Source organism: Pseudomonas sp. RW409 (assembly GCF_003184125.1).
Classification (GTDB): Bacteria; Pseudomonadota; Gammaproteobacteria; order Pseudomonadales; family Pseudomonadaceae; genus Aquipseudomonas; species Aquipseudomonas chlororaphis_I.
In genome coordinates this window covers 616,181-640,237 of sequence record NZ_QHHP01000041.1, presented here as the reverse complement: position 1 = coordinate 640,237, position 24,057 = coordinate 616,181, and the positions used below count along the sequence as shown (strand labels likewise).

Genomic DNA, 24,057 nt, shown 5'->3' with positions numbered 1-24,057 from the left:
ACGTGGTGCAAGTCACGGTCACCGACGCCAACGGCAACCTGGTACCGGCTCAGGCCGTCACCTTCAGCGTGGAATCCGGCGGGGCCAAACTGACCGCCACCACCGCGACCACCAACGCTTCGGGCGTGGCCAGCATGACGCTGACCAGTACCGTGCCGGGCAGCAATACAGTGAAAGCCAGCATCAATGGCAGCGAGCGCACTGTGGACACCACCTTTGCGATAAATGGGTGGATACAACTGACTCCTGACCTGATGACTTGGGATGAGGCTGATGCCCATTGCAAGGCGAATGGTGCTCGCCTGCCTACGAAGAATGAACTCAAAGCTCTTTGGGGGCAGGCTACGGTAGGTCGTCCATCTAATAGCGAAATGTGTTCGGTGTATGGCTGGCCGCTCCCCGGCCAGTGCGGGGGCCGTAGCAACTACTACTGGTCCAGTACGCAGTACAGCAAGAGCATGCACTACTACGGCCACATGGACACTGGCAACGAGAACGCCTACGACGACTACTATCCCAACCAGGTGGCGTGTGTGCGTTGAGGGTTTTAGTTTTTAGTTTTTAAATATGCTTTTACTTTTGCTTCTTTTGAGTGACGGAATCGATATGGAAATTGGCGAACGTTTACAGTTGAGTGAGTCCGTCACATGGGTGGCCTGTTTTCGAGAGGGTATGTTCGTGCGCTTTTATGATGCGCATTTGGGTTGGTTTTGCCAGCAGGGCAAACCTTTGAAAGTATTGTGTCGGGAGGTTAAGAAGCTTCAGGGGTGAGCTGTTTTGTATGGCGGGTTACCGGATACGGCCTTTCAGGCGTGGCTGGCTGCGCAAGTGCCTCCCTTGAATGTGCAGGAACAGCCGTGGGGGCTGCAACTGCACATCCCCGGCGGTTTGGATAAGGTGGCCTTGCGCGGATGGTGCGTGGCGCAGCAGGCCCTGGCGACGCAGTCGTCGACGCCTGCTACGTCGGGCAGGGAGGGGACGACCGAGGGCACGTTGGTGATGGTGCAACAACAAATATTGAAGGAGTTGAATCAGTTGGCACTGGCAACCTGTACGCCGATGCAGGCCATGCAGTGGCTGGCGCGTTGGCAAGGGTTGGCTGTATCAAGTCCGCAGGCCGAGTCAGGCGGTGAAGGTTAATGCTCGCTGGCGCAAGCCGGCGTCCAAAGGACCGGGCCGTTACGGTGGCCCGGTAGGGCCTGGGAGCGTAACCGGCCTGCCCCACGTGGCGTACCCGCAGGGGCATCACGTTGCATAGGGGCTTACGTCGCAAGGCGAACAGCCGGGTTCAGAGGGCAGGCAGTATGGTCGGTCGGGATGGCGAGTGTTGTGTGCTCAACGGCCAGTGCGGGGGCAGTAACAACAACTACTGGTCCAGTACGCCGAACGGCATGGGCAACCACTACAACGTCAACCTGAACAATGGCAACGCGAACAACAACGACAACAATACCAACCAGGTGGCGTGTGTGCGTTGAGGTTTACGCCGCCGCCTGACTCGTCCTGCGGATTTACAAAGATAAAGAGCGGTTTGCACTCGCCTATGGTGGCCAATGCTGTCCCGGCTCTTGCCAGACTTGCTTTATTTTCAGATGACTGTATTGCGAGTCGCCGGGTATGAAGTAGCGTTTTAAGGCCCCCAAGTGTTGATGGTAGAACTGCTGGCGCAAGCGCAGGTGGTTGCCTTGGGCGAGTAGGCCATAGTAGCTGTTGAGCGTCGCGAGCACACTGCGTAACACGCTGGCATCGATGGACTCGGGCCATTCGTCGGGGTGAGACCATTTACCGCGTTGCGGCGCTAGGGCATGAGGCTGTTTATCAGGCGTAAGCTTGTGGTTGAACCATGCCAAGCGTGCTTTGAACGTCTGGCAAGTTCGGGGTAACAACCAGCGATGGTGCGGGAACACCCGATAGCCCAGATATAAGGCATTCAACCATCTACCGCCGCATCTGCTGGCCAACCCAGCTCATGAGGTGGTAGCAGGTCACGCCCTGTTAAGGGCTCCTGGCGGTGTAATGTTCGAACAGGATGCGGAGTGCCTGAGCATGCTCTAGGGCGACTCCACAGAAAGCCATTGAAGCCTCAAAGCGCTCGCCGGGATGTGTGGGGATGTCTTCGAGCAGTAGCAGGATCTCGTTCTGTAGATCTGCCGAGCGGGTGAGCATTTCCTCAAGTGTCATATCGTCAGACTTCCCTTCAGTACATCGATGACCCCGATTCGTCCGTTCGATGCCCCGTGCTGCGCCGGTAATCAGCGCGATTTGTCGTACAAGTGGCTTCATCAGGTATCTGCGATACTCTCTAGGTGTGGCTGAGGGGAGAGTAGGGGAGCAACGAGCTCTTTGTATCGACTTCCCCCAACAATCCAGACTCCCGGAGCTCTTTGACGTGAATCGCCCCGGGTTACGCAAGCACGGTCAACAGGACTGGGGTCAAGGCGCGTCTAGCTGCTGCTCGCTGCTCCATATCCCAGGCACTCCAGAAAGCGAGTAACAAGTTCAGCCTTGCACGGGAGTTTAGGTGCTTGGCGGCAGCATCAATTTAACGGGGTAATGGTGTCCGATTTGCTAGGGGCCAGTCCAGCATGCTCAAACGGCCACTAATGTGTTACCACGCTCTCTGTCTGGGGCACTTTTGCTCTCCTTCAACTCGGCTATAGCACGGTGCTGTCGAACTCATCCACAGTACGTTATTCCATTTAACATGGGCTTTGTTCCAACCATTGCCGTGACCTATGCGAACTAGCCAAGGACGCGGCAATGGTGAATAGTCGAACAATACAGCGACACCTACCGAACAGGGGACTCTTGACCGCAATCAATAGTCCTCGAGGTTGTTGAAGACTGTCTCCAGCAGGCGGTTCAGGCGTTGGATCTGTGCATCGGTCAACCCGGAGAAGCTGCGCTTGAAAAGATCCCGGGTGCCATCCTGAATTCGCTCTATGGCCGTACGTCCAGCTTGCGTGATACGAACCTGGGTGACACGGCCATCTTCGACGCAGGGAGCGGTGTCTACAAGACCGTCGTCCTTCATGCGGTAAACGATTTTGGTTATGGTCGACAGCTTGGCAATGGCGTGAGTGGATATCTCCGAAATGCTCGACTCCCCATTTTCCTTGAGAATGAACAAGACCCGCCAGCGCGGAATGTCGAGGTCGATTTTCTTCAGGGCCTTTTCCATACATTGGCTGTACCGACCGTGAACCATCGCCAGCCAATAGAAGGGAAATTCCTCTTTGCTGAATTCCTCGCTGGCGGGGTCGTAGCGGCTGCGAAGTTTTTTCGGGTTGCTCATCATGCGCTCTGATTGTGAAACGATGCGCAATCATAGACTTTTCCCGTAATTCCGGCATCCACCTTGGCCCTCACACCTGAGGGCAGAGCATTCAGCCATCTCTGCTCCGTCAGAAAGGAGCAGAGATGGAGCGAGCAAGCGAATTTATGTTGGCAGGGCTTCTGGCGCGGAACTCAGCATTCGCAGCCGATCCTGTTGATACAGAGTCGCAAGCGTCAAGCCTTACCAGATCAGGCCGCGTTCAGCACTCATTTTGCGGACCATTGCCTTGAAGAACTTGTCGGCAAAACCACTCTCACGGATGAGCATGGCGGTGAGGTCGGCACATTTGACACTGATGTCCTCCGGCAGTGGATTGTCTTCGCCCCCCAAGGCTCCTGCCGCACACTGGTTTTCCGCGGCCCGTTGCACGGTCCAGAGTAGAAACAGTGCTTTCTCGATGCTGCTCTCGCCCACGGCTATACCATGATTGCGCAGTACCAAAATGTGCTTGTCACCTAGGCTCTGGATCATACGTTGCTTTTCATCATCGAATAGGGTGATGCCTTCGAAAGTGTGATATCCGACGCGCCCATGCAACTGCGCACCATAGAAGTCATGATGACCGAAGCCGGCCTTCTTCTGCACGATCGCCGAGATGGGCGTGGTGTGGGTGTGGATCAAGCACTGGATGTCATCACGAGCGCCGTGCACCGCACTGTGCAGTGCGAAGCCGGCGGGGTTGCCATCATATTCAGAAGGCTCTAGCTTCTTGCCGTGCAGGTCGACCTTGAGCAGGTTCTGCGGTGTGACTTCGGTGTAGTTCAGGCCGAATGGGTTCACTAGATAATGGTGGGCGGGGCCAGGCAGGCGTGCGGAGATGTGATTGAAGATTGCTTCTGTCCAGCCGAACCAATCCACAAGGTGATAGCACTGGGCGAGCCTGACCCGCAGGCTCCATTCTTCGTCGCTGCAATGGCTTGGCTGAGTGAATTCGGTGTTGTTCATGCGGGCCTCGATCAAGAAAGGGGAGACTGGGCGCGAAACCGCGCGAGATTGATGATGTCTTGGGTGACGGGCATGCTCAGGCCCTGCAGCGTGGCCAACTCGATCACGGCGTCGCCAATGGCGAGCAGTTCCAGCGGGCGGCCCTGGCCGTAGTCTTGAAGCATGGACGTGCGTACCGCACCCTTGCCGGCACCCATTTCCATGAGCGATTGCGGGTCATAGTCGACTCTGGCTCCATAGGCGGCTGCGGTAAGCAGAGCTTCGTCGAGAATCTTGCGCACGGTCTGCCGCAGGTCCGGGTGACTGTAGATCTGCTCCAGGGTCGCGCCGGTGACTACCGAGAGTGGGTTCGAAGTCAGATTGGCGATGATCTTGGTCCATAACGAATCACGAATACGGTCCGTGGAACGCGTGTTGATACCGGCTTGTTCGAGCAGCGCGCGGACCTTTTCCAGGCGCTCGCTCAAGCTGTTGTCGGGTTCGCCGAGGATCATCAGATGCGGGTTGCCGCAACGGACTACCCCGGGTAATTCGCTCTCGGCGGTAATGAACACCACACAACCCAGGATGCGTCGTAGGTCCAGAGCGTCATGCAGCACACCATCTGGATCTACCGCATTGACTCGTCGTCCGGCGAAGCGCCCGGTCTCGCCATGGAAATACCACCAGGGCACCCCATTGACGACAGGTACCACCACTGTTTCGGGTCCTAACAGCGGCCCGAGGATCGGTAGCAGACTGTTCAAAGACTGAGCCTTGGTACACAGAAAGATCACGTCCTGCTCGCCCAACTGGCTACAGTCGCTGTCAGCCTGTACCTGGACATGATGTTCGCCATCCAGATCATGCAGGAGGATACCGCCGTCACGGATGGCCTCCAGGGTCTTGCCACGGGCCAGGACACTGACTGTCTGGCCGCCGGCAGCGATGCGGGCGGCCAAGGTACAACCGATGGCGCCGGCCCCGACGATGCACACTCTAAGAGCTGCAGTTATATGCATTGAGGTCCCCTTAGCTGGCTAGCATTTCCTGGTGTTTACTGGCCGCTCCCAGATAGGCCTCGACCACCCGTGGGTCGTCGACCAACTCGGCTGCCGGACCTTGCATGGCTATCTGTCCGGTCTCAAGTACATAGGCGTAGTCAGCTACCCGCAGAGCCGCTCGGGCGTTCTGTTCGACCAGCAGGATTGATACGCCCTGACGACGCAAGTCGGTAATGATGCGGAAGATCTCTCGGGTGATCAGTGGTGCAAGACCCAGGCTTGGCTCGTCGAGCATCAGCAGTTTTGGTTTGGCCATCAGCGCGCGGCCAACGGCAAGCATCTGCCGCTCGCCTCCCGATAGCGTTGCGGCTGCTTGCTTGCGACGCTCCAGCAATCGGGGGAATAGGCTGTAGATTTCCATCAGGCTTGAGTCCTGATAACGGTCACCTTTGCGATAGCGCATGAAACCGCCCAGTTTGAGGTTGTCTTCAACACTCATGGTGGAGAACAGTTCGCGTTTTTCCGGGACCAATCCCAGGCCGCGCCCAACCAGAATCTCGACTTCCGGCACGCTTTCCAGGATGCCGTCGAAACACACCTGGCCCTTGGAACCAAGTACCCCCATGATCGCTGAGAGCAGGGTGGTCTTGCCGGCCCCGTTGGGGCCGATCACCGTGACGATCTGGCCCTCGCCGACCGTCAGGTTCGCCTGGGTCAGCGCCTCGACCTTGCCATAGGCCACGCAGAGATCCTTGACCTCCAGTAGCGGTTTGTTCACTGAGTTGTTGTGCATAAGGTTCACTCCGCTCCGCCGAGGTAGGCTTGCAGTACCGCCGGATTGCTTTGAATGGCTTCAGGCAGGCCTTCGGCAATCTTTTGGCCAAACTCCATGACCGTAATGCGATCGACCAGCCCCATGACGAAGTCCATGTCGTGCTCGACCAACAGGATCGCCATGCCTTCGTTACGCAGCTTGCGCAGCAGCTCCGCGAGGGCTTGTTTTTCCTTCAGGCGCAGACCAGCAGCAGGTTCGTCGAGCAGTAACAGTACGGGGTCGGCGCACAAGGCGCGGGCGATCTCGAGGATGCGTTGCTGCCCCAGGGCCAGACTGCCTGCTTCTTCGTACAGGTAGTCTCCCAGACCGACACGCTCCAGTTGTCGGTGGGCTTCGGCCAGAAGACGAGACTCTTCAGTGCGCTCGGTATGCAGGGAGCTGGCCAGGATACCGCTGTGACCACGCAGGTGTGCGCCGATGGCGACGTTCTCCAGTGCGCTCATGCCGGGCAGCAGCTTGACATGCTGGAAGGTCCGGCTCATGCCCATACGGGCAACTTGTCGGGAGGGCACACCATTGATGCGTTCGCCCATGAACACCACATCGCCAGAGGTGGGTATGTCGACCCCGGATAGCTGGTTGAACAGTGTGCTCTTGCCGGCGCCGTTGGGGCCAATCAGAGCCAGGATCTCTCCCGCTCGCAATGTCAGGTTCATGTTCTGGTTAGCCACCAGGCCGCCAAATGAGCGGGTCACTTGTCGGGCTTCGAGGATCAGGTCGCCTTTTTTGGGGGGCGTTCGCCGGGACAGGGGCGGAACCTCGACTTCGGCTTTGAGCAACGCCCGTGAGGGCTTGCTGGACAGCGGCAGTCGCTTGGTTAACAGTGGCCACAGCCCACCTGGTACTCGTTGCATCAACAGTACAATCAACAAGCCGAAGACGATGGTTTCATAGTTGCCTTCACTACCGACCAGCGCTGGTAACCAGTCCTGTAGCCATTGTTTGAGCAGGGTCAGAACGCCCGCGCCGAGCAGGGCGCCCCAGACGCTGCCGACCCCGCCGATCAGAGCCATGAACAGGTAGTCGATACCCATGTTCAAGCCAAACGGTGTCGGATTGACGAAGCGCTGAGTATGGGCGTAGAGCCAACCGGAAATGGCGGCGAATACCGCGGAGATCAGGAAGATCACCAGCTTGGCGCGAAAGGTGTCGACGCCCATCGACTCGGCCATCACCTGACCGCCCTTGAGCGCACGAATGGCCCGGCCTTCACGGGAGTTCAGCAGGTTGTGAGTGATCAGCATCGCCACCAGCAAGATGGCCCAGATCAGATAGAAAACCTTCTCGCCCTTGTCCAGGCTCAGGCCCAGCAAGGTGATCGGTGGCAGGTCGGTGATGCCGCTTTGGCCCCCTAAGCCCTCAAGGTTACCGAACAGATAGTACAGGGAAATACCCCAGGCGATAGTGCCTAGTGGCAGGTAGTGACCGGACAGTTTGAGGGTCAGTGCACCGAGTATTAACGCCACCAGTCCGGTGAAAACAATACCGATTACCAATGTTAGCCATGGTGAGGTACCAGCCCATGCCAGCCACGCCGGCAGTTGTGCGCTTGTGGTCAGGTAGGCGCTGGTGTAGGCCCCGAGTCCAACGAAGGCGGCCTGGCCGAAGCTGGTCATGCCACCCACCCCGGTTAGCAGAACCAAGCCGAGTACTACCAGCGCATACAGTCCGATGTAGTTGAGCAAAGTAACCTGAAAGGTCGGCAGAATTAGCGGTGCCAACATCAAGGCACCTATAAACAGCATAATCAGGTAGCGCGACTTCATGCCTCTTCCTCCACATGGTGGCTTTTGAGTGAGCGCCAAAGCAGGAAGGGGATGATCAGCGTGAAGACGATGACCTCCTTATAGTTGCTGGCCCAAAACATTGAAAATGCCTCGACCAGCCCGACGACCAGCGCGCCGAGAGCCGCCAGCGGATAACTGACCAGCCCGCCAATGATGGCGCCGACGAAGCCCTTGAGGCTGATGAGGAAGCCCGAATCGAAGTACAGCGTGGTGATCGGGGCGATGAGAATCCCTGAGAGGCAGCCGATAAAGGTCGCCAGCGCGAACGTTGTCTTGCCGGCCATGTCCGGCGAGATCCCCATCAGGCGAGCGCCGGTGCGGTTGACCGCAGTGGCTTGCAAGGCTTTGCCATACAGGCTGCGACCGAAGAACAGGAACAGGGCGAAGATCAGCGTCACCGACATGATCAGCACCCACAAGGTCTGGCTGTTCAGGGTCACCGGACCGATTTCGAAGCCTGCCTGGGAAAACGGCGTGGTGCGTGCGCCTTCCGGGCCGAACACCAGCAACCCGATCCCGACCATCGCCACATGCACGGCAATCGAGACGATCAGCAGCACCAGTGCGGAGGCTCCGGCGATCGGCTGGAAGAACAATCGATACAGGCGCGGCCCCAATGGAACCACCAGGCACAAGGTCAACAGCGCCTGGAACGCTACGGGCAAAGTGGCCAGGGGCAGGTTGCGCATGGCAATGATCAGCGCGATGGCGTAGCTACATTTCACGATCATCTGTCGATCGATGCGCAAGCCTTTTCCCGCACGCCAGCGGGCAACCAGGTCCAGGGCGCATTCGATCAGAGTGAGGACCAGCAGTAACCAGGCCAGAGGCGTCGGATGACCGGCCTGAATGGCAGCCATGGTCAGAGCACCATAGGTGACGAACTCACCCTGGGGGATCAAAAGGATTCTGGTGACGGTAAACACCAGCAGGATCGACAGCGCCAACAGGGCATAGATGGCACCGTTGGTGACGCCGTCCTGGCCCAGCAGCATGGCTATCTGGAAATTCATGAGCACTCTCTTCTGTAGGCTGAGCGGGTGTGTTGACGCGACAAGTGCTACGGATGAGCAGCACCTGCCCTGTCAGCCGTCTCTGGTTACTTGAGCAAGGTCCAGCGACCATCCTTGACTGTGATCAGCTCGCGGCCGCGCTCATCGAAGCCGCTGTGATCCTCGGGTGTCATGTTGTAAACGCCTTGGGTACCCGACATCTCGTGAGTGTTTTCCAGCGCCAGGCGCAGGGCGGCGCGAAACTCGGGTGTACCGGGTTGGGCTTTCTGTTCTGCAACGGGAATGGCTTTTTCCAGCAGCAGGCCGGCGTCATAGACGTTGGCACCGAAAGTCGCCGGCGCAGAGCCATAGGCCTTGGTGTAGGCGTCGATGTATCGCCGGGCAACGGGTTTGGAGGGGTGGTTGTCAGGCATTTCCGGGAGCACCAGCATCAGGCTCGCGGCGAGAATGGTGCCTTCGACTTTCTTGCCGCCCAATTGCAGGAAGGCATCCAACGCCGCTCCGTGAGTCTGATACATCTGTCCTTTGTAACCCTGGTCGAACAGCGTGGTTTGTGGCATCACCGATGAGCTGCCGGGGGCGGCGACGAGCACTGCATCGGGTTTGGCCATCAGCAGTTTCAGGCTTTGCCCCGTCACGGACGTGTCCTGGCGCTGGAAACGCTCACTGGCAACAATCTTGATGCCATGCTTCTCGCATTGCACCGCCACCACCTTTGCCCAGTTTTCCCCATAGGGGTCTGCGGTTCCGATGAAGCCCAGGGTCTTGATCCCGCGCTTGACCATGTTCTCCACCAGTGCCTGGGCGATCAGGTCGTCGTTCTGGGTGGTCTTGAATACCCATTTTTTCTGTTCGGTCATGGGCAGCACTACGGCGGCGGTGCCCACCGGGGCGAGCATGGGTGTGCCCGATTCGGTGGCGAACTGGATGACTCCCATGGCGTTGGGCGAGCCGCTCGGACCGATGATCGCGTCCACGTGCTCTTCGTCTATCAGCTTTTTGAAGGCCTTGACCGATGCGGTCGGGTCGCTGCCATCGTCCAGCGGAATGTAGCGCACGGTCTGATTACCGATCTTCGTCGGCATCAGGGACACGCTGTTTTTCTGTGGGATGCCGACCAGCGCGATAGGGCCGGTCGCGGAGGTGATCACGCCAATCTTGACTTCGGCGAAGGCCGCTTGGGGCACAACGCAGGTGGCGCAAAGAGCACCGAACATCACAGCAGGCAGAGCTTTCTTGAAGAGCATGTCGATCGATCTCCGGGGCAAGGCTGATTCGGTAAGCCGGCCGTTCTCTGGCGGGCTGGCAAAGGGCGGATTTGCAGATTGCATGCCAGAGAATTTGCCTGCACCAGCTCGGAGCTCGCTGGAAAAAAGCCTCTGACCGGTTATTTCACGGCGTTGTAACCGGCCGTTTTGAAAGGCGATGCCGCCAGCAAATTCAACGCCTTACAGTGAAAAAATGCATGTGTTTTTTTGATAAAAAATCGTTTAAAAAATCTCAAAAAAGGCGTCTAAAAAATAATTTTATCAACCTTGATAACTCCGCGTTTAAATCGCGACCTGACGGCTTGATTGGATCCATCTTTATTTTAGCAAAACAAAATAATCCTTATAAAACAATTAGTTAGCTGACTCATTTGCCTCAATCTAGATTTTTTTGAAATGCTCGACTTCGGTGCATTTACTGGAAATTTGCACCAATTTCGACAGCAAAAAATATCGCCTAATTCAATTGACAATTCACGTAATAATTCGTCATCTTGGATTTACCCAATGGCGCCACCCGGCGTCTTCCAGGCTCTCGTTACAGGTGAATCCGATATGACGATCGTGGTCGAGCAAGTTTCCCTTGATGGCAATGGCCCCACAGTGATGGTGAAGGACACCATCGACGTAGCGGGTGTGCCGACCCGTGCTTCCAGTCGCGCCCTTCAAGATGCCGAACCTGCTCTGCACCACGCCGCGGTGGTTGAAGCATTGCTCGTTAACGGCTGCCGCCTCATTGGCAAGACCAGCCTCCATGAGCTGGCCTACGGCACCACGGGCATCAATCACTGGACCGGCACCGCAGCCAACCCACGCTTTCCCGGGCGTATTCCCGGTGGGTCTTCCAGCGGTTCGGCCGCGGCGGTCGCGGCAGGTTTGGCTGATTTCTCCCTGGGCACCGACACTGGTGGTTCGGTGCGTATTCCTGCGTGCTGCTGCGGTGTGTTCGGCTTCAAGCCGACGTTTGGCAGAGTCAGCCGCAAAGGCGTAATGCCCGAGAAATCGAGCCTCGACTGTGTCGGGCCGTTCGCCAACAGCCTGCCGATGCTGGTGACCGCAATGCGGGCCATCGATCCGACTTTCTCCCGCTTGCCGACCCTCGTCGATGCCCGTATCGGTGTGGTACCGGTGCAGGCCAATGAGGCTGTACAGCGAGTGGTCACCGATGCGCTGGCTAACAGTGGGTTGTCTCTGTATGAAGCGCCGTTGACAAACATGGTCAGCGCTTATGACGCCGGTATGGTGGTGATCAACCGCGAAACATTCGTCGCGTGTGGGCACTTGCTGGACACCGGACGGGTCGGTGCCGACATTGCCGACCGGTTGGCTGCGGCCGGTGAAACCACTGATCAGGCACTGGCCGAAGCGGAGCAGGTGAGGGCGCGTTTTACCGCCGAAGTCGATGAAGCGCTGAAGCATTTCGACGTGCTGGCGCTGCCTACCATGCCGGACTTTCCCTTGGCCATCGCCGACGCTTCCAATACCCGCGCCGTGCTGGGCATGACCGCCCTGGTGCGTCCTTTCAACCTCTCCGGACACCCCGCGCTGACCATTCCTCTGGGCAGTGCACAAGGGTTGCCGGCCGGCTTGCAATTGGTGGCCGCCAAAGGCGCCGATGAGCATTTGCTCGCCGTCGCGGGGTTGTTGTTGCAACGCCTGTATTCGAATCGCACTTGATCATGGAGCCAGTCATGAATCCGCTTAAGGCGACGGCCCTGGACGCTGTCGCACCCCAAATCAACGATGAAGGTTTCGAGGCGATGCTCAACGACGTGCGCACACGCGCCCGTCAAGGCGAGTTTGATCGCCAACGGCACATTTCCCAGGATGTGATCGACGCGTTCAAGTCCCACGGCATCTATCGCTCCCTGGTCCCGAAACGGTTCGGCGGCGATGAAGCTTCACCGGGTGATTTCTGTCGCTTGATTGAGCGCATTTCCCAGGCCGATGGCTCCGCCGGTTGGGTCGCCAGCTTTGGTATGAGCCCGGTTTATCTCGCGGCACTGCCATTGTCGACCATCGCCCAGGTGTATGCCGATGGCCCGGATGTGGTGTTCGCTGGCGGGATCTTTCCACCACAGCCAGCCGAACGGGTAGAGGGTGGCTTCAAGGTCAACGGTCGCTGGAAGTATTCCAGTGGCTCCATGGGCGCCACGTTGCTGGGGGTCGGTATCGCGCCGAAGAACGGCGACAAGCTCGATCTGCCGCGTCTGGCCGTGATGCCGCGCAGCGAGGCACGTATCGAAGAAACCTGGGACACCGTTGGCCTGTTGGGCACCGGCAGTCATGACTTGGTGGTCGAGGATGTGGTCGTGCCCGAGGACTGGACCTTTGTACGTGGCGGCGCTCCGACCCTGGATGAAGCGTTCTTCCGCTATCCATCGCTCTCGTTCGCTACGCAGGTTTTGTCAGTGGTCGGCCTCGGTGTGGCACGCGCCGCACTGGATGAGTTGAGCGGCATGGCCAGCGGGCGGATTTCCGTGACCGGGGCTCCAGCACTGGCCGACAGGCCTCTGGCGCAAGTCGAGATCGCCAAGGCCGAGGCCGCCTTGCGCGCTGCCCGCGCTTTTTTCTACGAATCCATCGAGCAGGCCTGGGGGCATGTGCTGGCAGGCGACGCCGTGCCGGCACAGGTCACCAATCTGCTGCGGCTGTCATCGACCCACGCTACAAGGGTCGCCGCCGACGTGGCGCGCACCGTGCAAATGTTGTCGGGCATGAGCGGCGTCTACAACGACAGCCCGCTGGCTCGATGCGTCAACGACGCCCAAGTGGTGACTCAGCATGCCTTCATGGGCGATGTCACTTACCAGAGCGCGGGCGCCATGTTCTTTGGCAAGCCGCCATTGCCTGGTTACCTGTAACCCTTCGAGGAGCGAAACATGAGCGAGAAAAAACCACTGCGCGTGCTGTTCTGCATGGGCATCAACCAGAACTTTTTCGACGCGCCACGCGACGAACAACTGCAGGTCTGGGCCGCATTCAGCGAGATGTGGAACGGCATTCATGACCTGTCGGGCGTCAAGGTGTTCGGCAACATGGATGACGACCAGAGCATGGTCGGCCCTTCCGCTGGCTTTCCCTGGACCACCTACTTGTTGGCGGATGTCCCCGACATCGAAACCGTGCACGCGGCCTGCAACCTGTTCCGCAGTACGCCGGTGGGCGACGGTACTTACAAGCTGTGGAAGTACGCCAAGGTCGAGGCCCGTACCGGTCGCGAACTGATCATTCAGCGTTGAGGTCTGCCAGCATGCCCAGCCCCGCCTCATTAACCGAATTACATCAGCGACTACATCGCTTCGAAATCGAACACGCCGTGCGTGCCTGCATGAATCGCTACATGGCGCTGTGTGATGTTCTCGATGTCAACACGCCGCTGGAGGAACTGGCCGGCCTGTTCACTCGCGAAGCGGTATGGGAGGGCAAGGGGGCCAAATACGCTGACAGTTTCGGTGGCTACCGAGGCCGCGAAGCGATCGGCGCCATGTTTGCCACGTACATGAAACCGCCCGCGCATTTCGTTCTCAATGTGCACTTTCTCACTAGCGAGTTGATCGAGGTGGATGGGCAGGGTGCGTCGGGAAGCTGGGTGATGCTGCAGACCTCGACCTTCGCCAGTGGCGCTTCGCACCTCAACGCCGCGCGCCTGACAGTGCGTTTCGCTGAGGAAGAGGGGCAGTGGCGCATGGCACATTTTCAGACCGAAAACCTGTTCGGCCGCCCCGTGCGGGCATGGAACAGCGACGCCCGTTTGCCGGTACCCAACACACCCGAGCAATGACTGTTGAAGTCGGCCAAGAAGTCGACGAGGAGACACCGTGAGCAATCTGATTGAAACCGTGAACCTGGACGTCAGTCCCGAAGAACTGGTCCAGGCCGACCGCGTCCATACCTCGCTGTACACCGACGCCAAGCTGTTCGATGTAGAGCTGGAAAAGATTTTCTACAGCACCTGGGTCTGGGTGGCGCACACCAGTGAGATTCCGGACGCCGGTAGTTACAAAAGTACCTACATCGGCAAGCAGCCGGTGATCGTGGTGCGTGATCGCAAGAAACAGGTGCATGTGCTGCTCAACCGTTGCCGCCATCGTGGCGCTACTGTTTGTGAGCACAAGAAAGGCAAGACCAACAGTTTCGTTTGCCCGTATCACGGCTGGAGCTACGCACTCGATGGTTCGTTGCGCGGCGTGCCGCACCCGGAGAGCTACGGCGATTGCCTGGACAAGGCCGAGTTCCCGCTGGTGAGCCTGCGTGTCGAGGAATACGCCGGCATGCTGTTCGCCACCTTCAAGGATGATATCGAGCCGCTGGTGGACTTCCTCGGCCCGGCGAAAAAGTGGATGGACCTGTTCATGAAGCAGGGGGCCGGCTACCCGATCAAGGTGCCTGGCGAGCATCGTTTCCGCTTCCCGGGCAACTGGAAAATCCAGTTGGAAAACACCACCGATGCCTACCACTTCCCGCTGGTGCACAAGTCCTTCCTGTCGTCCGTGGATGAAGAAACCCTGGCCTTGTTCGACTTCGTCGAAGGCCCCGGTTATGTCGAAGACCTGGGCAACGGTCATAGCGTGATGGTGATGATCCCTGACCTGGTGGACCTGGAGGCCGACCTGGACAAACCGATTCCTGAACGCTTCGAGAACCTGGCCGTCGAGTTGCGCGCCGAAGGTGTCGATGAGCAACAGGTGCGGCGCATCGTCCGGGCCGTGGGTGGCTCGGGCTTCAATCTCAATCTGTTCCCCAACGTCGCGTGCTCGATGGCGTTCTTCCGTGTGTTGCAGCCAATCTCGGTGACCGAAACCGAAATCCATCACTCGGTGATCACCATGGACGGCGGCCCGGCGGTGGCGAACCGTTATCGCCTGCGCCTGCACGAGCATTTCCAGGGGCCGATGGGTTTTGGCACGCCGGACGATTCCGAGGCCTGGGAGCGGGTGCAGAAGGGCGCGAGCGCCGGTGAGAACCTGTGGATCATGCTCAACCGTGGGCTGCCTGGAGAGACGCCTACCGAAGACGGACTGCTCAGCGACGTGAGCGCCGAGACCGGCATGCGCGCGGCGTACCAGCAGTGGAAAAAAATGATGTCGGCCCCGAATAAAGCCTGAGGCGTGGAGAAGACCGTATGAACCTGCAATCGCTGCAAGAAGTGACCGCCTTCATCTGGCAGGAAGGCGACATGCTTGACCATTCCGAATATGACGCCTGGCTGGCTCTGTGGGCCGAAAAAGGGACGTACATCATCCCGATTGACCCGAAGGAGCAGGACTTCGAGAACTCACTCAATTACGCCTACGACGACCACCACATGCGCGAGTTACGAGTTCAGCGCCTGACCGGCGGCGAGTCGATTTCCACCAGCCCGCTGCCGCGCACGGTGCGGACGTTGTCGCGCTTTCGGGTGTTGTTCGACGACGGGGCTCACATCACGGTGCGTTGTGCGCAGAACCTGCGGGAGTTCCGCAAGGACGCACTCAAGCACTACAGCGCAGACCTCGTTTATGAACTTGAGCGCTGCGACGAGAGTTTCAAGATCCAGCGCAAGCTGATCCGGCTGATCAACTCCGACGATACCTTGGCTGGTATCGGCTACATCCTGTGAGAGGACGTCCCATGAACCATATCGCACTGGTCACCGGTGCCGCCCAAGGGTTGGGTTACACCTTGTGCGCCCGACTGCTGGAGGCGGGCTACAAGGTGGTGGTCACCGACCGCTCTCTGGAAGCGGCCACCGCGGCAGCCGGGCAATTGGACGACACGGGCGAGAGCACTGTCGCCATCAAGCTCGATGTCACATGCAAAGCCGACTTTGCAGCGGCCCTCGCGCAGGTGCTCGAACAGTGGGGGGCGCTGCACGTGTTGGTCAACAATGCGGCGATCACCATGACGACACCAGTGATGCAGATCAGCCCCGAGGAGTTCGATGCTGTCGTTGGCTTGAACTTGCGCAGCGTGTTTGTCGGCTGCCAGGTAATCGGTGCGTACATGGCCGAAGCCGGTTATGGCCGGATCATCAATATGGCCTCGCTGGCTGGACAGAACGGCGGTACCGCGACTGGTGCACATTACGCCGCTTCCAAAGGCGGGATCATCACCCTGACAAAGATCTTTGCCAAAGAATTCGCGGGCCAGGGCGTGACAGTCAATGCCATCGCTCCAGGGCCGATCGATTCGCCGGCCGTTCGGGCGGCGGTACCTGTCGAGCGTATGGAAAGCCTCATCGGCAACATTCCCGTCCGGCGCTTGGGCGATGCTGGATTCCTCGGCGATCTGGTCGTCCAGTTGGCGCGTCCCGAAGCCTATTTCACCACCGGTGCCACATGGGATGTGAACGGTGGTTTGTTCATGCGTTAAACACACGCCTTTCCCTTGGGTGAGGGCAGACGTCGGGGCCCTACTCGATCTACCACGGTACACCGGTCATGAATGAAGAATTGTTGAAAGTCATCGTAAGCAAGCGCGAAATTCAGGGCGACGGCGTTGTCGTGCTCGACCTGATTAGTCCCGACGGCGGCCTGCTACCCGGGTTCGAGGCCGGCGCGCATGTCGATATCCATGTCGCCCCAGGCCTGGTGCGTCAATATTCCTTGTGCGGCGATCCAGCCAATGCCGGGGTATATCGCCTGGGTGTGCTCAGGGACCCGGCATCTCGCGGTGGTTCAATCGGGGTGCATGAGGAGCTCCTAGAAGGCACTGAAGTCACCATCAGCACGCCGCGCAATCATTTTCCGCTGGCCACCCAGGTCACTCGGTCGATCCTGATCGGTGGCGGCATCGGCATTACCCCGATGATTGCTATGGCGTATGCGTTGCAGGCCGACGGGCAGGACTTCGAACTGCACTATTGCGCCCGTTCGCGCAACAGTACGGCCTTCCTCGACGAATTGCAGAACGCCGATTTCGCGGCGCGGGTAAGCGTCCATTTCGACGATGAGAACGCTGCACAAAAACTCGACCTGATTAGCGTACTCGGCTCGCCTGAAGCCGGGGTACATGTTTATACCTGCGGCCCCTCCGGGTTCATGGATTGGGTCATCGCCACGGCTTTGGAAGTCGGTTACGCCGACACACATATACATCGCGAGTATTTCCAGGTTGAGGTTGATATCAGTGGTGAAAGCTTCGAAGTCGTGGCTGCTCGCAGCGGCAAGACTGTTGAGGTCGCCGCCGGCCAGACAATCCTCGAGGCACTGGCGAGTGTGGGCATCAAGATCGAGATTTCTTGCGAGCAAGGTGTGTGCGGTACTTGCGTATGCGACGTACTCGAGGGCGAACCGGATCATCGTGATGTCTACCTGACGGACGACGAGAAGGCTGACAACGACCAGATCCTGGTCTGCTGTTCGCGCGCCAAATCGAAAAAACTGGTTCTGGACATCTAGGAGTAACGGCAATGGTCGACATCAATGGATTTCGTAACGCCATGGCCCTGCTCGGCGGGGCCGTATCAGTCATCACCACCGATGGTCCTGCCGGTCGCTTCGGCTTCACGGCCTCGGCTGTCTGCAGCGTTACCGACTCACCCCCCACACTCTTGGTTTGCATGAATCGCGCCTCGCACTCCAATGCGCATTTCAAGACCAACGGGGCTGTGTGTGTCAACGTCCTGGCTGCCAGCCATCAGGCCTTGTCCGGCGCGTTCGCCAACAAGAACCTGAGCATGGATGAGCGTTTTGCCACAACCGCCTGGTCGATTCTGCAAAGTGGCGCGCCCGCGATGGATGAGGGCCTGGTGAATTTCGATTGCCGGATCGCTCAGGTGCATGAAGTCGGTTCCCATAGCATCTTCTACTGCGAAATCCTGGCGATCAGGCAGGGCGATACACAGGACGGCCTGGTGTATTTCAACCGTGCCTACCACCGCCTTGGCGAGACCTCGAAAAACCTGCGCTAAGTCTTGTTCCACATACCTAGAACCTGGCCTCAAAGTCAGGCGAGCGGGCACGTCGTGTCCGTATTTCGCGGATAGCCGTGCCTCAGAATGCACACCGCGAATTGACTGCCGAGTTACTAACTTTGTTGATCTGCTCATACCAAATCCCCCCGGCCTGGCCGGGATGAATGGGGGCGTCACATGTTGTACTCGTCTTTTGCGCGCAGCTTCAAATATTTGGGCCTGATGGGAGCCGTGGCTTCCCCCGTGGCAGCGTACGCCGACCTGGTCGATGACAGTCATCTGAAGGTCGACATGCGTAACTTCTACCTCGACCGCAACTTCACCAAGAGTGGGGCGAAGGTACCGCAAGTGGGTAACTGGTCCCAGGGTTTCGACCTGCAGTTCACATCGGGCTACACCGATACGCCGGTGGCGTTCGGTCTGGATGTGGATGCGCAGTACGCCCTGCGGCTGGATTCCACCGGCAATGACGGTACGTTGCCCTACAACGCCGCCAAAGGAATGACGAGCAAGGATTACAGCCGGGCCGGAGCGACCTTCAAGATGAAGTACTCCAAGACCGAGCTGAAAATCGGTGACATGCGCCCGGAATTGCCTGTCGCCTGGCATGACCCCAGTCGCCAGCTGGACACCATTTTTCAAGGTGCTGTCGTCGAGTCGAAGGAAATCGACAACCTGACGCTGACGGGTGGCCGCTTCTGGTCTGCCGTCACCCGGGAATCATCCGATCACGAGAAGTTCTACAAGTTCGGCTCCAAGGACAGCCTGGACAGCGACAAGGGAATGGATTTCGGCGGGGCCGTATGGAACGCTACGCCGCGACTTCAGGCCAGTTACTTCTACGGTGTTGTGCACGATATCTATCGTCAACAGTACTACGGCCTTGCACACACCACCGACTTGGGCAACGGCTACGGCTTGCGCGCCGATGTACGCTGGTTCGACAACAAGGAAGATGGCGAGGCACTGAGCGGCGATATCGATAACCGCGCGCTGTCCACCGGACTGACCCTGACCAAGGGACCGCACCGTACCAGCCTGGTCTATCAACGCATGTTCGGCCAGAGCATGTTCCCGACGCTTAACGGCTACATCCCGCAGTTCTACCTGCTGAACTGGGCCAATCAGCCATTCATGCGCCCTCAGGAGCGCTCATGGGGCGTGGGTTATGCCTATGACTTCGCGGCCATGGGGATCCCCGGTCTGACCTTCAGTACCCGTTATATCAAGGGAACCGATATCAAGCGCGGTGACACCCTGGCCGACGAAACCGAGAACGAGCGCGATCTGGCACTGCGTTATGTGGTGCAGAGCGGGGCACTCAAGGGTCTGGGCCTCGAATGGAAGAACTATATGGTCAAGCAGCGTTATGGCAATGACTTCGACGAGAACCGCCTGATCACCAGCTACACCTGGAAAGTCTGGTAACGCCTATCGGACAAGGCCCATGTCCATGCGGCCTTGTCTGTCCACTACTGGAGAAAATCATCGCACGGGGTGTTCTGTGCGGTGTCGGAGTGTTCTATGTCGCGTATGGCTCAAGCGTCACCTCCAATGGGCCGAATTGTCTTTGCCTCGGTGCTCGGCAACGCCCTGGAGTGGTATGACTTTTTTCTCTACGGTACGGCCGCGGCGCTGGTATTCGGCCCCTTGTTCTTTCCGCCCGATACGGATCCTGTGGTCGCGACCATGGGTGCATTCGCAGGATTCGCCGTTGGCTTTGTGGCCCGTCCGCTAGGTGGCATTGTCTTCGGTCACATTGGTGACCGCCACGGACGCAAGCGAGCCTTAGTGATCACTTTGGCACTGATGGGGGGGGCCACCTTTCTGATCGGCTTGCTGCCAACGTTCGAGCAAGCGGGTTATCTGGCTCCCCTGTGCCTGGTAATCCTGCGTCTGGTGCAAGGTGTCGCTTCGGGGGGCGAATGGGGCGGCGGGGTGCTGATGCTCAGTGAAAATGCACCGCCCAAGCGTACCGGCTTCTACGCAGCGTGGAGTCAGCTCGGGGTGTCCGGTGGTTTTGTCCTGTCGGCGGCGGTGTTCTATCTGGTCCAACAGCTGCCTGGCGACGACTTCATGAGCTGGGGATGGCGCTTGCCGTTCCTGGCCAGCGTCGCGATCTTCGGTGTGGGTCTGTATATCTGGCGAAAGCTGCCGGAAAGCCGCGATTTCACCCAGGCCAATGTAGCTAGGGAAACAGCTCGTCATCTGCCCGCGCTTCAGGTGCTGCGCGAGCACCCCAAGGAGGTATTGCAGGCCATGGGGTTGCGTCTGGCAGAAAACGGCGGGGCTTATATCTTTTTATCGTTCTCCATGGCCTATGCCAAGTTCTCAGGGTTGCCGACCCAGCTGGTGCTGCTTGGCGTGATGCTGGCCATGGTGCTTGAAGCGTTCAGCATTTTGTTCTGGGGCTGGTTATCAGATCGGATCGGTCGTCGTCCCGTTTATGCGTTCGGTTCCATTTCCCTCATGTTGCTGGCGTTTCCCTTCTTCTGGATGCTCGATACCCATGAGCCGACATTGGTGTACCTGGCGTTGATCCTGGGTTTGCCGGTGAGCCATGGCGCAATGATCGGCACCCAGCCAGCCATGATGGGGGAGTTGTTTCCCACCCATGTTCGCTATACAGGCTTGGCCATGGGGCATGAGATCGCGTCGATCTTCGCCGGTGGTTTCGCTCCTCTGATTGCCACCGCGCTGTTTGCCAGCTACCACGGCGTTTGGCCGGTCTCCTTGATGTTGGTGCTGTTTGGTGGGCTGACCACGCTGACATTATTGACTATTCGAGCGCCTTTACCCGCTCAAAGCCCGGCCATCGTGGCAGGACTGAGTCGCTGACCCGTTTATTTTTACTGTTCCCTTTTCCCGGTTGCTCGCCGGGTTTTTTTCTTCGAGGAGTGTGTATGCGTAGCTTCTACCGTGGTCGGGACCTGAGTCGCGTTCACAGCATCGCCGAACTGGCGGAACTGGCTCGCCATCGGTTACCGCATTTCGCTTGGGAATACTTGTCTGGTGGGGCCGAGGACGAATTGACCCTGGCGCGCAACCGTGTGGCATTTGGCGAAGTACAGCTGCATTCGCGCACGCTGGTTCCGTGTCATCCTCCGGTGATCCTGCGTCACTTGCTAGGTCGTGAACTGGCTGCACCGATGCTGATCGGACCGACCGGCTACAACGGCATGCTGCACCGTGATGCCGACCTCCACCTAGCTAGAGCCGCGACTGCGCGCGGGGTGCCGTTCTGCTTGAGCACCGTGTCCAACGTCTCGATGGAGGCGATCAAGGCGCAAGTGCCGGACGTCGATCTCTGGTTCCAGCTGTATGCCATGCGCGACCCTGAAATACAGGCCAGTTTGTTGTCTCGGGCACAAGAGTCTGGTGTCGACACGTTGCTGTTGACCAGTGACGCCATGGTGCTGGGAAACCGTGAGTGGGATCGCCGCAACTTCATCCGTCCGCGAGAACTGAGTCTTGGCAATAAGCTCGATGTACTGCGTCATCCTCGCTGGTTGCACCAGGTCATGTGGCCAAATGGCATGCCATCTATGGGGAATCTTGAGCCGTACCTGCCGCCCACCGAACGCAATGCCCTGGGCTCGATGAAGTTCATTGGCGAACAGATGGACACACTCCTGGACTGGGGCATGCTTGCCCGCCTGCGTGATCAGTGGTCCGGGAACCTATTGCTCAAGGGGGTGCTGCACCCCTCTGACGCAGAGCGGGCGTTAGCTCTGGGGCTCGACGGCGTGGTGGTGAGCAACCATGGCGGACGTCAGCTCGAGGGGGCGCTCGGGAGTCTGGATGCACTGCGGCTGATCGCTCCTGTGGTTAAAGGCAAGATGGCGCTGTTACTCGACAGTGGTATCCGTCGTGGCAGTGATATCGCCAAAGCCTTGGCGCTTGGGGCTGATGCAGTGCTGCTGGGGCGCGCCACTCTCTATGGCGTCTCTGTCGCCGCAGAGCAGGGCGCAGGTCGCGCGCTGGACCTGCTTCGTGAAGAGCTTGCGCGCACGCTCAACTTGATGGGGTGTACCGACATCCAGGACCTCGATTCCGACTGTCTGGCCGATCTGCACTCTCATTCTGCTGGCCGAGGATGACACTATGGAGTTGTTCGAACTGATCACCTTCACCCTACGGGTACGCACCCCATCACAAGCTTTGCCGTGTCTGCAGCAGACCTTGAGTGATACGCCGGATGGCGTTCGACTGATGGGCTGTTGGCTCTCGGAAATCGGTCAGCAGAACCGTATCGTGGTTCTTCGCGGATTTGCCGATAGTCACACCCGCCAACAGGAGCGTGAGCGCTGCGTGCTCTCCAGCGATGCCTTTGGCATCGGCGAGTTCGTGTTGACTCAGCAGATCGAGGACTATCGGCTTTTTCCGTTCCTCGTACCTTTGCCGCCGGGCCCCCATGGGCCTTTTTACGAGTTGCGCGAGTATGACCTGGTGACATCCGGTCTGGCACCGACTTTGGCTGGTTGGCGCAAGGCGATAGGCCAGCGAACCGCTGATACCTATTCATCGGTGTACGCGGCGTTCTACGCCACCAGCGGAAGGCTGCCGCGTTATCTACACATTTGGCCATATGCAAGTCTTGAGCAGCGTTTGGATGTACGGACCCGGGCTGTGCGAGATGGCACTTGGCCGCCAGAGAATTCCGCGCCGCAATTGCAGGAAATGCAATCGACGGTGTATTTGCCAGCGGCCTTTTCGCCATTGCAATGATCATCGATCAAGGGAGGACTAATTGCTCGCCGCGTCGCTATCGGCTGCGTGTGCGAAAGGTGATGGTCTCGCCATGAGCGATGTCAAAGGACCAGCATGGGTTCATGTAGTTCAGCATCCCAGAGCAGGGCGTGAATGACGGACTCGATACCTTTGCGCTCGCCAGGTTTTTCGATGTGGTGACGGCTACCAAGCTCGGTTGTGGGGGGCGAGCAGCCCATTACGCGCATAGACACGCCAAGACGGGGCGCTACATCGCTGTCGACGATATATCAATGCAAAGAGGGGGGATGACTTTCTGGGATTGTTAACTCTGTTTATCTTTTTCCTTGGCACCGACCACCCGCTACAGACCGGGCGTAAGAAGTTCGCTAACGGTGATTCTCCAAGTCATGTCCCAGCGATTGCAAAAACAACGCGAACAATTCGGGCTGCGAGGAAATATCAAGCTTTCTGTAGAGATGTCGCCGATGTACCTTGATGGTTTCAGGAGAGATGCCCAGAAGCCTTGCAATGGCTTTGGTGGAATGGCCACGGAGGATGAGCTGGGCGGTCTCCATCTCGCGTTCAGACAGTACGGACGATCCGAATTGACCGAGAGCGTCCCTCATCTGAGAGGTTTCCGCAGCGCTGGTCAGTTGTAAAGGCTGACTGTATTCCTGCCAATGATGCTCCATCAGCGCTAAAACCCATGGGCAGATCGTGGTCAGGATTCCGTGTTGCTCGATCGAAAAAGGCTGACGTGTGCCCAATGACAGCGACAACGCACCCTGGCCAGGTATCTGCACAATGAACTGCTCCTCATCTTCCAACATATTGTTGGCGTGGAAGTAGCTGAGGAAGTATTCGGATTGGCGGAACTGGTCGGGGGCTACTTCCTCCAAGCGATGCAATCCGCTGGAAATTCCGTCGCGATAGGCTTGGTAGAAAGGGTCGAGTTGGTACAGGCCATCGAGATAGACAGGCAGGGCCGGGCCATCATGTGGTACGGCATCGTATAGTTCCAGTACTACTGGCGCGCCACTGCCTGGATAAAAGATTGCCAACGCATGGTCAAACGGCACCCACTGCTGCAACAACAATGTCAGCAGCGTCCAAAAGCGGGGCCGCCCAATATGCTCGATCACTCGACCTAGGCTGGAGTGCATGCTGACTTCGCGAAATATCTGATGCATTCCCATTCCCCTGAAAAGTACCGTCGGTTTTCCTCCACTTCATATATCTGCGTCAAGAGGTGTAACTCCTTACGGTGATTGGCGGTGCG

At 58.4% G+C, this 24,057-nt stretch carries 25 protein-coding genes; 17 read left to right on the top strand and 8 right to left on the bottom strand.

Annotated features, from left to right (window positions below):
* From DK261_RS33395 to DK261_RS33075, 4 genes are all read left to right on the top strand, one after another.
* Nucleotides 1-542 (top strand): Ig-like domain-containing protein (locus DK261_RS33395; protein ID WP_218278185.1); only part of this gene is annotated, 542 nt, incomplete at its 5' end.
* Between the two features lie 64 nt (nt 543-606).
* A complete protein-coding gene (locus DK261_RS33080; protein WP_158286947.1) occupies nt 607-771 on the top strand; it encodes a hypothetical protein in 165 nt (54 codons plus the stop codon).
* Between the two features lie 66 nt (nt 772-837).
* On the top strand, nt 838-1,140 hold the full coding sequence (locus DK261_RS23445; protein WP_124315283.1) for a hypothetical protein: 303 nt from the start codon (nt 838-840) through the stop codon (nt 1,138-1,140).
* A gap of 164 nt (nt 1,141-1,304) precedes the next feature.
* Nucleotides 1,305-1,478: a hypothetical protein gene (locus tag DK261_RS33075; RefSeq protein ID WP_155296127.1), complete on the top strand. Its 174-nt coding sequence runs from the start codon at nt 1,305-1,307 to the stop codon at nt 1,476-1,478.
* Nucleotides 1,479-2,818: 1,340 nt separating this feature from the next.
* Here DK261_RS33075 and DK261_RS23435 read toward each other — a convergent pair.
* From DK261_RS23435 to DK261_RS23405, 7 genes are all read right to left on the bottom strand, one after another.
* Complete coding sequence (locus DK261_RS23435) at nt 2,819-3,295, bottom strand: MarR family winged helix-turn-helix transcriptional regulator (protein WP_023965213.1); 477 nt, start codon at nt 3,293-3,295, stop codon at nt 2,819-2,821.
* Nucleotides 3,296-3,517: 222 nt separating this feature from the next.
* Nucleotides 3,518-4,282 carry a class II aldolase/adducin family protein gene (locus tag DK261_RS23430; RefSeq protein ID WP_110176523.1) on the bottom strand — a complete coding sequence of 255 codons (765 nt, stop codon included), beginning with the start codon at nt 4,280-4,282 and terminating at the stop codon, nt 3,518-3,520.
* Between the two features lie 11 nt (nt 4,283-4,293).
* Nucleotides 4,294-5,283 carry a ketopantoate reductase family protein gene (locus tag DK261_RS23425; RefSeq protein WP_110176521.1) on the bottom strand — a complete coding sequence of 330 codons (990 nt, stop codon included), beginning with the start codon at nt 5,281-5,283 and terminating at the stop codon, nt 4,294-4,296.
* Nucleotides 5,284-5,293: 10 nt separating this feature from the next.
* Complete coding sequence (locus DK261_RS23420) at nt 5,294-6,058, bottom strand: ABC transporter ATP-binding protein (RefSeq protein WP_110176519.1); 765 nt, start codon at nt 6,056-6,058, stop codon at nt 5,294-5,296.
* Nucleotides 6,059-6,063: 5 nt separating this feature from the next.
* Nucleotides 6,064-7,866, bottom strand: coding sequence for an ATP-binding cassette domain-containing protein (locus DK261_RS23415; RefSeq protein WP_081361007.1), 1,803 nt, complete (start codon nt 7,864-7,866; stop codon nt 6,064-6,066).
* Entirely contained in the window at nt 7,863-8,900 is a 1,038-nt protein-coding gene (locus DK261_RS23410; RefSeq protein WP_110176517.1) for a branched-chain amino acid ABC transporter permease, read from the bottom strand. The genes DK261_RS23415 and DK261_RS23410 overlap by 4 nt, the downstream gene beginning before the upstream one ends.
* 86 nt (nt 8,901-8,986) lie before the next feature.
* Nucleotides 8,987-10,147, bottom strand: a complete 1,161-nt coding sequence (locus tag DK261_RS23405; protein ID WP_110176515.1) for an ABC transporter substrate-binding protein — start codon at nt 10,145-10,147, stop codon at nt 8,987-8,989.
* Between the two features lie 576 nt (nt 10,148-10,723).
* Here DK261_RS23405 and DK261_RS23400 point away from each other — a divergent pair.
* The 13 genes from DK261_RS23400 (at nt 10,724) to DK261_RS23340 (ending at nt 22,793) form a co-directional block, all read left to right on the top strand.
* Nucleotides 10,724-11,845, top strand: coding sequence for an amidase (locus tag DK261_RS23400; RefSeq protein ID WP_081361012.1), 1,122 nt, complete (start codon nt 10,724-10,726; stop codon nt 11,843-11,845).
* Nucleotides 11,846-11,859: 14 nt separating this feature from the next.
* Complete coding sequence (gene iacA, locus DK261_RS23395) at nt 11,860-13,032, top strand: indole-3-acetate monooxygenase (protein WP_110176513.1); 1,173 nt, start codon at nt 11,860-11,862, stop codon at nt 13,030-13,032.
* Between the two features lie 18 nt (nt 13,033-13,050).
* Nucleotides 13,051-13,410, top strand: a complete 360-nt coding sequence (locus DK261_RS23390) for an IacB protein (RefSeq protein ID WP_110176511.1) — start codon at nt 13,051-13,053, stop codon at nt 13,408-13,410.
* An 11-nt stretch (nt 13,411-13,421) separates the two neighbouring features.
* Nucleotides 13,422-13,952, top strand: a complete 531-nt coding sequence (locus tag DK261_RS23385) for a nuclear transport factor 2 family protein (RefSeq protein ID WP_110176509.1) — start codon at nt 13,422-13,424, stop codon at nt 13,950-13,952.
* A 37-nt stretch (nt 13,953-13,989) separates the two neighbouring features.
* Nucleotides 13,990-15,276 (top strand): Rieske 2Fe-2S domain-containing protein, encoded by a 1,287-nt coding sequence (locus DK261_RS23380; protein WP_081361018.1) that lies wholly within the window; start codon nt 13,990-13,992, stop codon nt 15,274-15,276.
* A 17-nt stretch (nt 15,277-15,293) separates the two neighbouring features.
* Nucleotides 15,294-15,770: an aromatic-ring-hydroxylating dioxygenase subunit beta gene (locus DK261_RS23375; RefSeq protein WP_081361019.1), complete on the top strand. Its 477-nt coding sequence runs from the start codon at nt 15,294-15,296 to the stop codon at nt 15,768-15,770.
* A gap of 11 nt (nt 15,771-15,781) precedes the next feature.
* Nucleotides 15,782-16,522, top strand: a complete 741-nt coding sequence (locus DK261_RS23370) for an SDR family NAD(P)-dependent oxidoreductase (RefSeq protein WP_081361021.1) — start codon at nt 15,782-15,784, stop codon at nt 16,520-16,522.
* 68 nt (nt 16,523-16,590) lie between these two features.
* Nucleotides 16,591-17,550 carry a PDR/VanB family oxidoreductase gene (locus DK261_RS23365; RefSeq protein ID WP_110176507.1) on the top strand — a complete coding sequence of 320 codons (960 nt, stop codon included), beginning with the start codon at nt 16,591-16,593 and terminating at the stop codon, nt 17,548-17,550.
* 11 nt (nt 17,551-17,561) lie between these two features.
* Nucleotides 17,562-18,062: a flavin reductase gene (locus tag DK261_RS23360; protein WP_081361024.1), complete on the top strand. Its 501-nt coding sequence runs from the start codon at nt 17,562-17,564 to the stop codon at nt 18,060-18,062.
* 180 nt (nt 18,063-18,242) lie between these two features.
* Nucleotides 18,243-19,493: an OprD family outer membrane porin gene (locus DK261_RS23355; RefSeq protein ID WP_081361025.1), complete on the top strand. Its 1,251-nt coding sequence runs from the start codon at nt 18,243-18,245 to the stop codon at nt 19,491-19,493.
* 96 nt (nt 19,494-19,589) lie between these two features.
* Complete coding sequence (locus tag DK261_RS23350; RefSeq protein WP_256597597.1) at nt 19,590-20,903, top strand: MFS transporter; 1,314 nt, start codon at nt 19,590-19,592, stop codon at nt 20,901-20,903.
* A gap of 65 nt (nt 20,904-20,968) precedes the next feature.
* A complete protein-coding gene (locus DK261_RS23345) occupies nt 20,969-22,165 on the top strand; it encodes an alpha-hydroxy acid oxidase (protein ID WP_081361028.1) in 1,197 nt (398 codons plus the stop codon).
* A 4-nt stretch (nt 22,166-22,169) separates the two neighbouring features.
* Nucleotides 22,170-22,793: an NIPSNAP family protein gene (locus DK261_RS23340; protein WP_081361030.1), complete on the top strand. Its 624-nt coding sequence runs from the start codon at nt 22,170-22,172 to the stop codon at nt 22,791-22,793.
* A gap of 371 nt (nt 22,794-23,164) precedes the next feature.
* On the opposite strand, the gene DK261_RS23335 is transcribed toward DK261_RS23340, so the two are convergent.
* Complete coding sequence (locus DK261_RS23335) at nt 23,165-23,968, bottom strand: helix-turn-helix transcriptional regulator (RefSeq protein ID WP_081363199.1); 804 nt, start codon at nt 23,966-23,968, stop codon at nt 23,165-23,167.
* Nucleotides 23,969-24,057 lie beyond the last annotated feature (89 nt).

Excerpts from the sequence above, each read along its gene's own strand:
- DK261_RS23345 (WP_081361028.1), top strand. The coding sequence starts at position 20,969 with ATGCGTAGCTTCTACCGTGGTCGGGACCTGAGTCGCGTTCACAGCATC.
- DK261_RS23390 (WP_110176511.1), top strand. The coding sequence starts at position 13,051 with ATGAGCGAGAAAAAACCACTGCGCGTGCTGTTCTGCATGGGCATCAAC.
- DK261_RS23365 (WP_110176507.1), top strand. The coding sequence starts at position 16,591 with ATGAATGAAGAATTGTTGAAAGTCATCGTAAGCAAGCGCGAAATTCAG.
- DK261_RS23410 (WP_110176517.1), bottom strand. The coding sequence starts at position 8,900 with ATGAATTTCCAGATAGCCATGCTGCTGGGCCAGGACGGCGTCACCAAC.
- iacA (WP_110176513.1), top strand. The coding sequence starts at position 11,860 with ATGAATCCGCTTAAGGCGACGGCCCTGGACGCTGTCGCACCCCAAATC.
- DK261_RS23360 (WP_081361024.1), top strand. The coding sequence starts at position 17,562 with ATGGTCGACATCAATGGATTTCGTAACGCCATGGCCCTGCTCGGCGGG.
- DK261_RS23405 (WP_110176515.1), bottom strand. The coding sequence starts at position 10,147 with ATGCTCTTCAAGAAAGCTCTGCCTGCTGTGATGTTCGGTGCTCTTTGC.
- DK261_RS23430 (WP_110176523.1), bottom strand. The coding sequence starts at position 4,282 with ATGAACAACACCGAATTCACTCAGCCAAGCCATTGCAGCGACGAAGAA.
- DK261_RS23335 (WP_081363199.1), bottom strand. The coding sequence starts at position 23,968 with ATGCATCAGATATTTCGCGAAGTCAGCATGCACTCCAGCCTAGGTCGA.
- DK261_RS33075 (WP_155296127.1), top strand. The coding sequence starts at position 1,305 with ATGGTCGGTCGGGATGGCGAGTGTTGTGTGCTCAACGGCCAGTGCGGG.
- DK261_RS23425 (WP_110176521.1), bottom strand. The coding sequence starts at position 5,283 with ATGCATATAACTGCAGCTCTTAGAGTGTGCATCGTCGGGGCCGGCGCC.
- DK261_RS23415 (WP_081361007.1), bottom strand. The coding sequence starts at position 7,866 with ATGAAGTCGCGCTACCTGATTATGCTGTTTATAGGTGCCTTGATGTTG.
- DK261_RS23350 (WP_256597597.1), top strand. The coding sequence starts at position 19,590 with ATGTCGCGTATGGCTCAAGCGTCACCTCCAATGGGCCGAATTGTCTTT.
- DK261_RS23375 (WP_081361019.1), top strand. The coding sequence starts at position 15,294 with ATGAACCTGCAATCGCTGCAAGAAGTGACCGCCTTCATCTGGCAGGAA.
- DK261_RS23370 (WP_081361021.1), top strand. The coding sequence starts at position 15,782 with ATGAACCATATCGCACTGGTCACCGGTGCCGCCCAAGGGTTGGGTTAC.
- DK261_RS23385 (WP_110176509.1), top strand. The coding sequence starts at position 13,422 with ATGCCCAGCCCCGCCTCATTAACCGAATTACATCAGCGACTACATCGC.
- DK261_RS33080 (WP_158286947.1), top strand. The coding sequence starts at position 607 with ATGGAAATTGGCGAACGTTTACAGTTGAGTGAGTCCGTCACATGGGTG.
- DK261_RS23420 (WP_110176519.1), bottom strand. The coding sequence starts at position 6,058 with ATGCACAACAACTCAGTGAACAAACCGCTACTGGAGGTCAAGGATCTC.
- DK261_RS23400 (WP_081361012.1), top strand. The coding sequence starts at position 10,724 with ATGACGATCGTGGTCGAGCAAGTTTCCCTTGATGGCAATGGCCCCACA.
- DK261_RS23355 (WP_081361025.1), top strand. The coding sequence starts at position 18,243 with ATGTTGTACTCGTCTTTTGCGCGCAGCTTCAAATATTTGGGCCTGATG.
- DK261_RS23435 (WP_023965213.1), bottom strand. The coding sequence starts at position 3,295 with ATGAGCAACCCGAAAAAACTTCGCAGCCGCTACGACCCCGCCAGCGAG.
- DK261_RS23340 (WP_081361030.1), top strand. The coding sequence starts at position 22,170 with ATGGAGTTGTTCGAACTGATCACCTTCACCCTACGGGTACGCACCCCA.